Source organism: Bacillus cereus group sp. Bce041 (assembly GCF_052646455.1).
In genome coordinates, this window is the sequence record NZ_JBQXON010000009.1 from 147,870 (window position 1) to 163,045 (window position 15,176).

Sequence of the window (15,176 nt, forward strand, 5' to 3'; positions counted from 1 at the left end):
TTGAAATTATTCTTATTTCAATATAAAATAAAGGTACATTTGCAAAGATTTGGAGGGTGATATAATTGGATATCCATGTATTAACAAAAGACGAAGCAGAAATTTACTTAGAACTTCGCGTAGAAGGATTAAAGCAAAACCCTGAAGCATTCAGCTCTTCTTATGAAGATATTATTAATAAAGAGTGTGCGATTGAATATAAAGCACAAAAATTAGCACAAGACGAAAACTATACGCTAGGTGCATTTAAAGATGGAAAATTAATCGGGGTTGCAACACTGGAAACGAAACCATATGTAAAACAAGAACATAAAGCTAAAATCGGTTCTGTATATGTATCTCCAAAAGCACGCGGACTTGGAGCAGGAAAAGCACTTATTAAAGAATGTCTTGAGCTTGCTAAATCTTTAGAAGTAGAACAAGTTATGCTTGATGTTGTTGTTGGCAACGATGGAGCGAAAAAACTTTATGAATCATTAGGTTTTAAAACATTCGGTGTACAAGAACGTTCATTAAAATATAACGGACAATATTGGGACGAAGAGCATATGGTCTTATTCTTAGATGAAAATAAATAATAAAAAACATCCTCATGTTTGGAGGATGTTTTTTACTTTCTTGTAAACCATGCCGTGTGTAATAATTGAATCGCTTTCGCAATCTCACCCTCTGATAATATCGCAAACCCAAGTAAAACTACATTCTCAGGCGCCGTACCGTCTTTATAGTACGTAGACACAGGATATATTTTGATACTATGTTTCGCAGCTTCTTGAATTAATTCTTCTTCCCGCATTCCATTATGCACTTTTAATAAAATGTGTAATCCCGAATCTTCTCCTATCACTTCAACACGATTAGAGAAATACTTCTCTATTTCAAAAACAAGTCGATCTCTCTTCTTTCGGTAGACGACACGCATTTTATGAATATGTTTTTCCCAATAGCCTTCATTTAAAAATCTTCTAATCACTTCTTGGTCCATTCTTGAAACACTTTGTGTATAAAATAAATATTGCTGTTGATACTTTTTAATTAATTTCTTCGGCAACACCATATAGCTCATCCGTAGCGATGGCAATAATGCTTTAGATAGCGTCCCCATATAAATAACTTTCCCCTCTGTATCTAACCCTTGCAGCGCCGGTATAGGCTTTCCAGAATAGCGAAATTCACTATCGTAATCATCTTCAATAATATACCTGCTCTCTTCTTTCTTTGCCCATTGTAAAAGCTGCATCCTTCTCGTAATAGGCATAATCATTCCATATGGAAACTGATGGGAAGGTGTAACAAATACAACATTCGCATTGCTATTTTCTAAATCTGCAATACAAATTCCATCTCTATCTAAAGATAACATTTGGACTCTTGCTTCTCCCTGTTCAAAAACAACCATCTTTCTATGATACCCTGGGTTTTCAACTGCATAATTGCTTCCCTTTAACAATTGAAACAATAGTTTCACTAATATTTGTGTTCCCGCTCCTAATACAATTTGACTAGCTGAACAACGTACACCTCTAGATTCATACAAATAATTCGTAATCTCTTCTCTTAAGCTCGCTTCTCCTTGAGGGTGTCCTAGAAAGAGAAGTTCGTTATTATGCGGCTGCCATATTTCATTTACAATTTTCCGATACATATTGAATGGAAAAGCATTTGTATCAATTCCTGTTTGTGTAAAATCAAATTTATAACTCTTCTCCTGAAACGGTACTTCTTCTATTCTATCTCCGCTATCCTCTACATGAGCCATTTGCTCAATTTTGCATACAAAATAGCCTTTTCTCGATATCGACTCAATATAACCTTCTGCAAGTAATTGTTCGTACGCTGCCTCTACTGTATTTTTACTTACTTGTAAATGTATCGCTAACTTTCGCTTAGCAGGTAATTTCGTAAAAGGGACAATCGATCCATGTTTAATCTCTTTTTTTATATACTCATACAATTGCACATACAATGCCTTTTTACTATTCATATTTAAATTAGGCGTTAATTCTAACATAATATCTGACCCCTTAATAAAACTAAAATCTGATACTTTTTACAGTACCAGATTTTATATATAATTCCTTTTATCATGTCACACATAAAAAATCAAATACCGGAGAGGAGAAACATGATAATGAACAATGGTAGACGTATCGGACTTATTATGATTATTACAGGGGCTACATTATGGGGATTATCTGGTCCAATGATTCAGTGGCTATTTCAGCATACTAATGTATCCTCAATTGATTTTTTAACAATTCGATTGTTGCTTGCAGGAATATTTATTTTGTCTTTCTTACTTATAAAGAAACAAAACATATTTCAAATTTGGAAGCACCCTAGATATTCTATACAACTTATTATTTTTTCTATTCTCGGCATGCTCGGTGCGCAATACGCCTTTATCGAAACGGTTCATATTAGTAATGCAGTCACAGCAACGCTATTTCAATTTCTAGGTCCTGTTCTTATTACCATGTATGTTGCATTTGAACAAAGAAAATTCCCTGCTTCCATGCAACTATTCGCAATTATAGCCGCGCTAATAGGAACATACTTTATTATTACAAATGGCTCAATTGAAAATATTGTTTTATCCAAAGAAGCTATTATTTTTGGACTATTAACAGCAATCGGATTTGCATTTTATACCCTTCATCCGGCTTCTCTCATTAAAGAATGCGGGACAACTGTAGTAATTGGTTGGGGGATGTTAATCGGAGGAATTGCACTACTTATTTATAATCGTTCATTCGGGTGGAATCAATTTTCACAAACCCTTACACTAAAAACTTTTTCTATGCTTATTCTTATCATTATTAGTGGTACCCTTTCTTTCCTTCTATATATCGGTAGTCTTAAATATTTAGCAGCAACAGAAACAAGCATTTTATCTAGCATTGAACCCCTTGTAGCTGCCATCGTTTCAATCACTTGGCTAAATGAATCTTTTGGAACATATCAATTATTAGGCGGCGTATGTATCGTTCTGTCCGTTATTTTTTTGACGATGCCTCAAAAAGAAACCGAACCAACCTATACAACGGAACAAATATAAAATGAAATTTTAATTAGTGGGGACTATCTCCCACTAATTATTAACCTACACCAATCGGGCTTTTACGGGATAAAAATGTCAAAAGAGGTCGTACAAAACTTACGACCTCTTTTTATACTTTAAAGGAATTGTCCCGCCTTCTAGCAAATACAATTACACTAACAATAAAAACTAGGAGTGTGGCACCATGAAAAAAATCGGAACTATGCTACTTCTCTCCTTCCTCATCACTGGATGCACACAAACGCAACCGGATTCAAAAGAACAAAAAAAAGACGTAATAGCAACGTCATCCACTCAAGTGAACGCACCTTCCTTCTTTCACCTTAGTGTTTTAAAAGATGTAAATTGGGAAGAAGCACCCTCATTCATAGACGGAAAAATACCTTTAAAAGGCATCGAAGGTAAAGTCGCAATGGCTGATAGTCCTATTATCGCAAATGAACAAAATGAAATAATGTGGTACTTTCTAGATTCTGAAATACCAACTGGAAAATTGTCTATTATTGCGCTAAAACAAGGATCTGTAACTCCAACACCAGTACTCTTTCAAAAAGAAACTTCCAAACAAACTTGGACTACTTCAAATACAATCGATTCTACTACAAGCGAACTCCCTCTCGCTATGTCACTACCTTCATCTGGATTATGGTTATTAAATATATATGTGAATGAAAAATATTATAATCAGTTTGTAATCACCGCTGAGTAAAGTGACAAAAATAAGCCACTTTCTTACAACAATGTAATTTCTACGTCATGTACTTCGATAGTTGAATTATCTCTCTTCTCTTATACTTAAAGTAAGAAATGAAACGAGGAGAGATGAGAGATGAAAAAAATGATAGAAGTGATCGTAGCAGTAACTAAGGTTTTAGTGAATGGTAAACAAGTTGCAATGGAATTAAATAAATAGTGAAGAAACATAAATAATTCTACACTTCTTCATTATTTTGATTTCTTATCTCAAAAAAGCAGTGCCTTTTAGGCACTGCTTTTCGCTATTAATAACGTGGTATTTTCGTAATTTGTGCCACGCCTGAATCAATAGCTGCTTTCGCTACTGCTTCTGCAACACTTGGAACAACTCTTTTATCTAATGGATTCGGGATTACATAATTCGCATTACGTTCTTCATCAGTAATGATGTTAGCGATCCCATATGCTGCCGCTAATTTCATCTCTTCTGTAATATCAGTTGCGCGCACATCTAACGCACCGCGGAATATTCCGGGAAACGCCAATACATTATTTACTTGATTCGCATAATCCGAGCGTCCAGTTCCTACTACAGCTGCCCCAGCCTCTAATGCATCCTCAGGGAAGATTTCTGGAATTGGATTCGCCATTGCAAACACAATTGCTTTCTCATTCATCGTCTGTACAAGTTCTTTCGTTAATACGTTAGGAGCAGATACGCCAATAAAAATATCAGCTTGGTGAATTGCTTCTTTTAACGTTCCACGCACATGTTCACGATTTGTCTTTTTTGAAACTTCAATTTGTGCTTCGTTCATCCATGTTTCACCTTCACAAACAATACCTTCTAGGCTAACTAGCGTAATGTGCTTTGCACCAGCCTTTAATAATAATTTTCCAATTGCAATTCCTGCCGAACCCGCACCGTTAATAACGATTTTCACATTATCCATTTGTTTGCTAACAACTTTTAATGCATTAATAACAGCTGCTAAAACGACAATAGCTGTTCCATGTTGATCATCATGGAATACAGGAATATTCGTTTCTTCTTTTAATCGTTTTTCAATTTCAAAACAACGCGGTGCTGCAATATCTTCTAAATTAATCCCTGCAAATGTAGGCTCTAAATTTTTTACAAGGGTAACGATTTCATCTACATCCGTTGTGCCTAAACATAATGGGAAAGCATCTACATTCGCAAACTTCTTAAACAAAATACTTTTTCCTTCCATAACAGGCATAGCGGCTTTCGGTCCAATGTTTCCTAAACCGAGTACCGCTGTTCCATCTGAAACAACTGCCACCATATTGCCACGTGCTGTATAGTCATACACTGTTTCTTCATCTGCCGCAATCGCTTTACACGACTCCGCTACACCTGGTGTATACGTCAGGCTTAAATCATCCGCTGAATTTACCTCCACTTTACTTGTAATTTCAATTTTCCCTACTAATTCTTTATGCAATAACAATGATCTTTCATTAATTTGATTTGCTAACATACTTATAATCTCCCCTTAATTTGACAAGCTAGCTATACGAATATAGCTAGCTTGTTTGATCATGAAAACATTTTTAATAATATTGTCGCCGTTACAACCATTGCCGCCCCGCCTAAACGAGTTGAAATTTGCGCGAACGGCATTAATTCCATACGATTTGAAGCCGATAAAATAGCAACATCTCCAGTTCCGCCTAAACCGCTATGACATCCAGTTACAATCGCCGATTCAACTGGATACATCTTCATCACTTTCCCTACAAGAAAACCTGATGCTACCATTGTAAGAACAACCGATGCGCACACAACAACATATCCTACTGAAAGAACTGCTGCTACGTCTTTTAAAGGAATATATAGCAATCCTAATCCAACCATTAAAGGCCAAGTTAAATTCTTCGAAATAAATTTATATAAATGGAATGCTCCTTGCTCCATTTTTGCTGGCATTAATTTAAAGTATTTCACAAGTGCTGCTGAAAAAATCATAATGATTGCCCCAGGAATACCGATGAACTTAGAAGCAAATCCTCCAAAGATGAAGAACGTACACGCAATTAATAAACCTGCTCCCATTAATGAGAAGTCAATTGGCTTCTCTGTATTTTGTTCTTTTAATAATTCTGCTTGATTGTCTGTTTTCACTAATACACCGTTACCACTAAGCTCCGGTTTCTTCTCACCTAAACGCTTCATATACCCTGCACTTACAATTGCGAACATATTTCCAATAATAGCTGCTGGAATAAGCTGTGATACAAACGTCGCTGATGATTCATTTAAAATATCACTATAAGCTAGCGACAATGGTAAAATCCCTTCCCCGATACCACCACTCACAATTGGTACGATGATAAAGAAGAATGTGTGCTTCATTTCAAATCCAAATAATGAACCGACCAATAACCCTACTGCTACAGAAGCTAACGTCCCTACTACTAAAGGAATAAACATGCGAACGAAACCTTGTACTAACACTTTACGGTTCATTCCTAAAATACTTCCGACTACTAAACAAGAAATATATAAATATAAAAAGTTCGATTTTTTCATTAACATAGTCGCAGCTTCCATTGAAGCTGGATTCATCCAGTTAAAAAATACAAGTAATGATGGAATAAATAACGAAAGTATTGCTGGACCGCCGATATTTTTTAAAATTGGAATTCTCATCCCAATATCGCCTAAGAAAATCCCCATGATCATAATAACTGCAAATCCACCAATCATATCTGCTGGCAATTTATTATATACAGATGCCCCATAAATAATAGCAGCCAATACTACATATAACGGTAAAGGTATAACACCGATTTTTACATTCATAATTTTAGAAGCGAAAGATTCTCTTTGTACTTCATTTCCTTCAGAAAATGATACCGCTTCCACATTCTTTTGAATTCCCATATGGCACCCCCTCGTTTTCTTAATAACAATATTAAAACGCTTTCAATAGTAAAAATAGTTTTTGTAAGTTTTGTAATTGATTTTGTAATTAAAAAAAGTATAAGCGACTTATATTAAGTCGCTTATACGTAAAACTCTATTTTCTTTTGATCAACACATCTTAATTTACTTACAGGTCTGCCCACATGTTGGTACATCATTTCGTTTTCTAACACTCCAATGTCAGTCAAAAACATTACATATTTTCGAATAGAAACTCTTGAAATTCCAACTAATTGTGCCATTTCATCTGTTGTAAACACTCTTCCATTCAACGACTCGATCTTCTGCCAAATTAATTGCAACGTTTGCTTCGTTAACCCTTTCGGAAGCTCTTTCGTGACAGTAGGCTCCCTTTTTTCTTTTTGTAAAATTAACGAATCTAATTCCGATTGACTAATTTTTTGTTGTTCTTTCATGAAAGTAAGTTTTTCTCGATATATAGTTAATGCCTCTTTAAATCGTTCAAATGTAAATGGTTTAATTAAATAATCTACTACGCCATATTGTAATGCTTTTTTTATACTCCCCATATCATGTACAGCTGAAATCATCATAATATCGATTTCTTTTTCTTGGTTCCGGATATACATTAAAAGCTCAAACCCAGTCTCTTCAGGCATAAAAATATCAAGTAATACTAAATCTACTTGTGATTTCTCTAATATTTCTATCGCCGACTTTACTGAGTTAACTGCTTGAACAAGTTCAAACCCTCCTACTTGCTCTAAATAATGCGTATTTAACATCGCTACCATCGGGTCATCTTCTACAATTAAAACTTTAATCATATTTGCCTCTCATCCCTACCTTTAGGTATTTCAATTGTTATCGTTGTTCCCTTTCCTACTAATGAATGCATATGAATTTCCCCATTTATTCGCTGTATACTTTCTTTTACAAGATACAAACCATAACCGCGGTTATCTCCCTTTGTGGAATAACCTTTCGTAAATAATTCCTCTATTTCTTTTTCTTGTATACCTTTTCCCGTATCTTGCACTGTAATAGTTAATATATCCCCTTGTTGTATCTTAACTTCAACTTGCTTCTGTTCACAATTCGTAACTGCCTCTAATGCATTATCAATTAAATTTCCAACAATCGTAATAAGTTCATGGATAATACTTTCATCATCTATTTCCGGCATATAAGAATCTTCACTTATAATTAATTTTATATTTTTCTCTCTAGCATAGCTGAGCTTACCGAGTAAAAAACCAGCAAATACTGGACTTTTTATTCTTTTCATAACTCCACCAATTTCATATTGATGCTCTGATACCATGCCGCTTATATACTTCTGTAATTCTTCATACTGTTTCATATGTGTAAGCCCTAATACGACATGCATCTTATTCATAAACTCATGAGATTGTGCCCGTAATGCTTCTGCATATAGTCTAATACCAGTTAGTTCCTCTGCTAGTTTTCTAATCTCTGTTTTATCACGAAATGTTGCAATTGCACCAACTATTTCTCCTTTTACATATAAAGGAACTCGATTCGTCACAATCGTAATTCCGTAAATATTTTGTTCTTCGTTTAATTGTACTTCTCCCGTTTGCAATACTTCTTTTATACGTGAATTTGGCATATACAACTCAACATCTTTACCGATAAAATCTTCTTCAAGTCCGCTTTTTTTAAATAGACGTTTCGCTTCATTATTAATTAACGTTACTCTAGCCTCTTTATCTACAGCAATAATACCTTCCTTTACAGATTGTAGCATCGTATTTCTTTCTTCAAGAATTTTTGCTATCCTGTGCGGCTCAAGACCGAATAAACTTTTCTTTATATGTCTAGCTAGCAATATTGCTCCTATAATTCCGACTAATACACCAACTCCGACACCAATATAAATGATATGTCTACTTTCCTTAACTCTCTCTTTTACATTATCTGCTGAAATACCAACAGCCACTGCTCCAAGTTGTTCACCTGTTTCAGAAAATATTGGTACAAACACTCGCATGGAAATACCTAAAGTTCCTTCTGCTAACGATACATGTTCTTTTCCTTTCAATACAGGCCCTTCATCCCCGCCAATAAAATGATGACCTATTTTTTGAGGATCTGGATGAGATTTTCTTATTCCATCCATGTCCATAACTACAATAAATTGAACACCTGTGTTTTTTAATATCCTATTTGTATACGTTTGGATTGCAGAGGTATCTGCTTTCCCAACCAAACCATCGATTACAATCGAATCATTCGCCACGATGTGTGCAATTGTTTTTGCCTTCTCTGATTGGCTATCTTCCGTCGTCCGTTCCACATTATGACTAATTAATATATCTGTCACAAGTAAAGAAAAAATTACAACTGTACAAACTAACAATGTAATCGTTTTCCATAAATTCCATAGTCTTTTTCTTTTTTTCATCCCGTTAATGACTCCCCTAATTGCTGAATAGAAAAATAAGTAAGGTGATATTATTTTCACCTTACTTATCTGCTATTATTATACTTTAAATTTACTAGTCATCGCTTGTAGTTCTTCGGCCATCTCAGCTAAGTTTTGCGAAGCTGAACTAATTTCTTCCATGGAATTAACCTGTTCTTCTGTTGAAGCTGCAACACTTTGCATACTAGCTGTATTTTCTTCTGCAGCAGCTGCAATTTCATCAATAGCATTTGTCACTTCATTTGCATCTCCAGCAATTCTCTTCGTTGTTTCTACCATTTGATTAACTTGAGAAACAATATGTGTAGTAGAACTTAAAATTTCCGTAAAACTTACTTTCGTTTTTGTTACAACATCAAGGCCTTGTTGAACTTCTCCATTCACATTATCCATTGCCTTAACAGTATGTTCAATATCCGCCTTAATTTCTGCGATTAAATTTGCAATCTCTCCAGATGACTCTCCTGATTGCTCTGCTAATTTTCTAACCTCATCTGCTACAATAGCAAATCCTCGTCCCTGTTCACCTGCTCTTGCTGCTTCAATAGCCGCATTCAAAGCTAATAAGTTTGTTTGAGTAGCGATGTTTTGAATTGCTTCAGAAATAGCTCCTACCTGCTTTGATTTCTCATCAAGAAGTTTAATAATAGCATCTGACTCGGATACCGATCTAGAAATAGATTGCATTTGTTTTGCGGTTTGTTCAACTAAATCTTCTCCCTCTTCAGCTCTTTCTCGCGCATGTAATGAGGAAATAGAAATTGACTCTGCGCTTCCAGTTACATCTTGAATTGCTGTATTCACTTGTTGCAATGTAGCCGCACCTTCTTCAACACCTTGACTTTGTGATTCGGCCCCACCTGATACTTGTTCCATTGCAATTGTAATTTGATCTGTCGCAGCATTTGCTTGCTGTACGCTCGCTGTTAACTCTTCTGCCGATGCTGCAACATGTTCTGCTGAAAAGCTAATTTGGGTAATAACATCTTGTAAAGACGTAGACATTTCATTAAATGAATTCCCTAATTTCCCTATGTCATCCTTGGAATGGATTGTAATTTTCTCTGTTAAATCTCCCTTACTAATTTTATATGCCGATTCGGCTATTTTTCGTAATGGCCTTGTAATAGACTTTGTAATGAAATAAATTAATACACTACCAAATGCAATAGCGATAGCAATAACAATAAAAGTCTTGTAAAATACTGGATTCGCAGCTTGGGTAATTTCTTCATCAAACATAACTCCAACTACTTTCCAGCCCGTTTTCTCATTTGTTGCAAAGATTAAATTCTTTTTATCATCTTGTTCTGTATAAGACACATTTCCTTGTTTATCTTCATAAATTGGTTTAATCCAAGGATCAGTAACTTTTGCACCTGGTTTTCTAGATGGATGACTAACAATTTGCTTATTTTGATCTAAAATAACTGCATAACCTTTTTCACCAATGTTAATCATTTTGGAAATTTTTAAGATGTTATCTAAATTTAAATTAATTCCTATAACACCTTTACCATCTTTTACTTCTTTCGCAATCGTCACTACCATATTTTTTGTAGATGCTGACTGATATGGCGCAGTAACAATTACTTTCCCTTTATTTTCATGTGCTTCTTTATACCAAGATCTATCTGTTGGATTATACCCATCAGCCATTTGAATAAATGGTTCTCTTATAAACTTTCCCGTCTCTGTTCCAATATAAATACCTTCTACTTCTGGATGAAGCTTTATATATTGTGCTAACTTCGTTCTTACTATTTCTTCTTGTCCATTTAGATATGTATCCTCTGTTAAGATGTCTGCAAAGTACGTCGCATCAACAAATTTCTCTTCTATATTTTGAGAAATAACAGTATTTAAAATCGAAATATTCTCCTTTGCTTTATCTGTCATTTGATGCTCAAAATTTGTTTTGGCAGTTTGATATGAAACACCACCGATAATAATTCCTGGTATAGTTAAAATAATAAAAAATGAAATGATTAATTTTTTATTGATACTCATACATTTAACCCAGTTAAATATTTTTTGCATAATAAGCCTCCTTTATGTAATGTGGATACTTGTGTCATTTTATACAATTAACATATATAAAACAATATATAATGATAACATGTAATTTTTTCGTCAATTATGCATTTTTGCATATTCACTCCTTATACGTATTTTAATCATAAAAATGAGAGAACTTTAGCATTATATATACTAAAGTTCTCTCATTTCTTAACAGCTTCTACTCTACAAAACTTCTCTTATAACCCTCAAATCTTTACCCTTCGCCTTATAGTCATATTACTAAAACTCTTCGTCCTAATTTATTTGGCGCTCTTTACATAACTAATTGCCTGACTTCCCATTTGTACCCATGCCTGTTCAAAGGTTTCTCTCGGTACTTTTACATCTAAGCTATCCTCAAGTGGATCTCGAATATATACAGATTCCTGATCATATCCAATAAGTACAACACAATGTTCATTATACGTAATAGAAACATCTCCACTATTTGTTTCCCATGTAGTAAATTCATCTGCATCTAATGGTGCAAATGTTGCATTTGTGATCATGACTACAGGTTGCCCTGCTTTTATACTCTTATAAATTTCTTCTATATTCTTCCCTGTTAAGTCTACAGCTTTATTAGGTAAATATTTTTCCGCTAACTGAAAAAGTGGCCCATGATATACACCATATCCCGATTCAGAAAATGTATAAATATTACCTACAAATCCTTCATTCGGATTCCCGCGCACACCATCGTCTATAAAATCAACTTTTTTTATTTCATTTGCTAATGTCATCTTATCCACTGAAACACCAGCGTATTGTAACATCATCGCTAAGCTCGTCACTTCACAGCCTCTATCCAATTCTGGTAACTGCTGAATTAAGGGAACATTTGATAAGATGACTTTTTCATCGTTATTACTAAACTCCGTTTCTTTTCCTCTTTGTATATTTGAGAATGTTAACTTCTCTACATACTTTGAAATTCCATTTGTATATACACTCCATATTGCTGCACCTAGTAAAGCTGTACATATATACCACTTCAATTTTCTTATCGCTTTCACACCCTTATTAATTCGTTAAATAAGAATAAAATGCGTCAGCATCCGTTCGTACCATCGGTACAAAATTTAGTTCTTTTCCTTTTTCAGGCTGATCTTTTTTTATCTTTTCCGCTAACTCTTGAATATTCATATTCATTTTATCCATATTAAGCTCATCTGCCATTTGTAGCACCTTTTGTTCATTAATTTCTCTTAATATTTGATATATATCTTTACCATACAAATCAATATGATGTTTTTTTGCTTCTTCTTGTACTTTTTGTTCGTACACTTCTTGTGCTAACTCTTCAATTTCTTTTCCTTTTTGAGAAATATCTAACTTTCCTGCTTCTTCTCTTACTTTCTTTCCGTAGATTTCTTCCGCGATGTCTTCGATTTCTTTTCCATCTGTCGAAATACCTAATTTATCTGCTTCATCTTTAATTTTAATCGCATTAATTTGAGTAATTAAATCTACAATTGATGTATTCTCTATAGATATACCTAGCTTTAACGCTTCTTGCTTTACTTTTGTTTCATAGATTTCTTCTGACAGCATCCCAACATCTTTTCCTTCAATCGATATGCCTAACTGCTCTGCTTCCCTTCCTACTTCTGTTTCATGAATTTCTTTTTCTAGTGTAATTTGTTCTTTTCCTTCCGTTTCAATACCTAGTTTCTCTGCTTTTTCTTCTGTATGCACTGCATGTATCTTACCATTGTTCAATTGTTCTTTACTGCGCTGCGTGTAATCTGTCTTTCCTTTTTGTGTTTCAGAAGGAGAGGCACCCCCTAATATACTTAAACTCATTACTCCAATAGTGAATACCGTCATCATTTTCTTTTTCAAAATTAATTCCTCCCTCTTATACTTTCTTTCCCATCATTCCCCTAGTTTTTTTAATACTATACATACATCTCATCGCTGCTTGAGATAACATTATGATTGATAAACCCCACTCACATACACCTAATCTCTTCTTCATGTAACGAACTTTCTTTATGCCATACATAATATAAATAGTTTCTTAACTTTCCCTTAAAAAAAGACGACCTTGTAAAAACAAGGTCGTCTTCTTACTTATATTTTTTGATTTTTAGGGAAAATCACTTCAAAACAAGTGCCATCTCCCCATTTGCTCTCTACTGATATTTTTCCGTAATGCTTTTCTACAATCCAATTTGCGATTGAAAGACCTAATCCAGCTCCTTCTGACGTACTTCTTGCTTTATCCCCTTGATAAAAACGATCAAATAATTTCGGAATATCTTCTTCTTTCACTCCTATCCCGTCATCTTTCACCTGTATGCGAATTGAACTACTCGTTTGCGTGCAATCAATTTGAATATGCCCACCTTCGTTTGTATACTTCATCGCATTATCTAACAGTATGACCATCATTTGATGAATCCGCTCTCTATCCCCCATAAAAGATACACCACGTTCTACTTTTAGCATCATTTCTTTTTCTTGATAAGAAGCAATCTCTTTATATGGAGCTACTATTTCTTCTAACAATTTATCAAGTTCAAATGTTTTCTTATCCATCTCAATTTGATTAGAATCAGAACGTGCTAGCAATAATAAATTACTAACGAGTTTCGATAACCGCCTACATTCTTTTGAAATTGTAGAAATATCCATCGCTTTTTCTTCTATCGTAGCGGATGGTGACTGGAATAAAACATCCGTTTTTGATTGAATAACTGCAAGTGGTGTCCTGAGTTCATGTGATGCATCAGAAACGAATTGTTGCTGTTTCTCCCATGAACTTTGAATAGGTACAAGTGCTCTACCAGCTAGGAAAAAGCCAATACCTATCGCACAGAGGCTTCCTATGCTACAACCTATAACGAGAATTAAAAATAAAGTATTTAACATTCCTTCTTCCGCTGTTATATCTCGCACGATTTGAACTATTTCTCCATCTTTTTGAAGCGAAAATGCTCTAAAATATCGTCCTTGTACTTCAATATCTTGTAACTCCTCTAATTTTTCGGGAGAAAAACTTTCCAAATTCTCTTCAAAAATAGAACGGAATTTACGGTTATCGCCCTCTATTTTCACTATTTTCCCATTCCAAGTTATTCTAGTTACTCGCGGATCTCCAATTTGGATATTCTCCATGCGTTTTCTTGGTGGTACTTTAACATCTAATTTTTCTCTATACTGAGCTATCATTTTTATAGATTGATCTACTTCACTATAAATACGCTTGTATGTGTACGAATAAATAATACTGCCTAATACGCCTATCAAAATGATAAATACTAACGAATTTATTATAGTCAATCGAATGCGCGTCTTCTGAAACATGCTTCCCTTTTTCATTGTTCTTTTAATATGTATCCAATACCTCGAACGGTTTGAATATCTTTCTGATAACCGAATGGCTCTAATTTTTTACGTAAATGATGTACATACACTTCTACAATCGCTACTGTCGTATCTGAATCAAATCCCCAGACGCGATCAAAAATTTGTTCACGCATTAAAATCTTTCCGCTATTTTGAACAAGGTACTCTAGAAGCTCATATTGTTTTAATGATAACTTCATACCTTTTCCATCTACTTGAACATCTTTATCTTTTCCGAACAATTCAATGCCTTTATAGCGAATCGTTTGCTGCGTTGTTAAACTACCACTTCTGCGTAGTAAAGCACGAATTCTCGCTTTTAATTCAGGGGCCTGAAATGGCTTAACAATATAGTCATCTCCACCAAAGTCCAATCCCTTCACCCGATCTTCTAAAGAATCTCTCGCTGTCAAAAACAGGACTGGTGTTTCAATCTTTTCATCTCGTATTTTTTGAATCACTTCAAATCCGTCCATCCCTGGCATCATCACATCCAGCAAAATTGCATCATATATATTTTGAAGAGCTAAAAACAATCCATCTTCTCCATTTATTGCCGTATCTACTTCAAATTCATCACGTAAAATTTGTAAGATAGACTCTAATAACGAAGCATTATCTTCTACTACAAGTAAACGCAT

Annotated in this window: 13 protein-coding genes and 1 pseudogene; 3 read left to right on the plus strand and 11 right to left on the minus strand. The window is 34.6% G+C overall.

Annotated features, from left to right (window positions below; translation table 11 throughout):
• The first annotated feature begins 65 nt into the window (after positions 1-65).
• Positions 66-578 carry a GNAT family N-acetyltransferase gene (locus ACUN13_RS23470; RefSeq protein ID WP_000351212.1) on the plus strand — a complete coding sequence of 171 codons (513 nt, stop codon included), beginning with the start codon at positions 66-68 and terminating at the stop codon, positions 576-578.
• 32 nt (positions 579-610) lie between these two features.
• Here the strand turns inward: ACUN13_RS23470 and pdxR are convergent, their stop codons facing one another.
• Positions 611-2,011, minus strand: coding sequence for a MocR-like pyridoxine biosynthesis transcription factor PdxR (gene pdxR / locus ACUN13_RS23475; protein WP_088345248.1), 1,401 nt, complete (start codon positions 2,009-2,011; stop codon positions 611-613).
• A 120-nt stretch (positions 2,012-2,131) separates the two neighbouring features.
• On the opposite strand from pdxR, the gene ACUN13_RS23480 reads away from it, so the two are divergent.
• Positions 2,132-3,058 (plus strand): DMT family transporter, encoded by a 927-nt coding sequence (locus ACUN13_RS23480; protein WP_001059054.1) that lies wholly within the window; start codon positions 2,132-2,134, stop codon positions 3,056-3,058.
• Positions 3,059-3,245: 187 nt separating this feature from the next.
• Positions 3,246-3,770, plus strand: a complete 525-nt coding sequence (locus ACUN13_RS23485) for a DUF4871 domain-containing protein (protein WP_006925045.1) — start codon at positions 3,246-3,248, stop codon at positions 3,768-3,770.
• Between the two features lie 292 nt (positions 3,771-4,062).
• Here ACUN13_RS23485 and ACUN13_RS23490 read toward each other — a convergent pair whose 3' ends face one another.
• From ACUN13_RS23490 to ACUN13_RS23535, 10 genes and pseudogenes are all read right to left on the minus strand, one after another.
• Complete coding sequence (locus ACUN13_RS23490) at positions 4,063-5,262, minus strand: NAD(P)-dependent malic enzyme (protein WP_000880780.1); 1,200 nt, start codon at positions 5,260-5,262, stop codon at positions 4,063-4,065.
• Between the two features lie 59 nt (positions 5,263-5,321).
• The gene (locus ACUN13_RS23495) at positions 5,322-6,668 is read right to left on the minus strand and encodes a 2-hydroxycarboxylate transporter family protein (RefSeq protein WP_000512722.1); all 1,347 of its coding nucleotides are present in this window, start codon (positions 6,666-6,668) and stop codon (positions 5,322-5,324) included.
• Positions 6,669-6,790: 122 nt separating this feature from the next.
• Positions 6,791-7,498 carry a response regulator gene (locus ACUN13_RS23500; RefSeq protein ID WP_088345246.1) on the minus strand — a complete coding sequence of 236 codons (708 nt, stop codon included), beginning with the start codon at positions 7,496-7,498 and terminating at the stop codon, positions 6,791-6,793.
• Positions 7,495-9,099 carry a sensor histidine kinase gene (locus tag ACUN13_RS23505; RefSeq protein ID WP_088345244.1) on the minus strand — a complete coding sequence of 535 codons (1,605 nt, stop codon included), beginning with the start codon at positions 9,097-9,099 and terminating at the stop codon, positions 7,495-7,497. The genes ACUN13_RS23500 and ACUN13_RS23505 overlap by 4 nt, the downstream gene beginning before the upstream one ends.
• A 78-nt stretch (positions 9,100-9,177) precedes the next feature.
• Complete coding sequence (locus tag ACUN13_RS23510) at positions 9,178-10,125, minus strand: methyl-accepting chemotaxis protein (protein ID WP_440049166.1); 948 nt, start codon at positions 10,123-10,125, stop codon at positions 9,178-9,180.
• Positions 10,117-11,160: pseudogene (locus tag ACUN13_RS23515) on the minus strand (HAMP domain-containing protein); the annotation flags it as partial. The pseudogene ACUN13_RS23515 and the gene ACUN13_RS23510, both read right to left, overlap by 9 nt.
• A gap of 281 nt (positions 11,161-11,441) precedes the next feature.
• Positions 11,442-12,197: a C39 family peptidase gene (locus ACUN13_RS23520; protein ID WP_088345240.1), complete on the minus strand. Its 756-nt coding sequence runs from the start codon at positions 12,195-12,197 to the stop codon at positions 11,442-11,444.
• A 7-nt stretch (positions 12,198-12,204) separates the two neighbouring features.
• Positions 12,205-13,026, minus strand: a complete 822-nt coding sequence (locus tag ACUN13_RS23525) for a hypothetical protein (protein ID WP_000728585.1) — start codon at positions 13,024-13,026, stop codon at positions 12,205-12,207.
• 231 nt (positions 13,027-13,257) lie between these two features.
• Positions 13,258-14,508, minus strand: a complete 1,251-nt coding sequence (locus ACUN13_RS23530) for a sensor histidine kinase (RefSeq protein ID WP_080016811.1) — start codon at positions 14,506-14,508, stop codon at positions 13,258-13,260.
• Positions 14,505-15,176 (minus strand): response regulator transcription factor, encoded by a 672-nt coding sequence (locus ACUN13_RS23535; RefSeq protein WP_001238607.1) that lies wholly within the window; start codon positions 15,174-15,176, stop codon positions 14,505-14,507. Before ACUN13_RS23535 ends, ACUN13_RS23530 begins: the two co-directional genes overlap by 4 nt.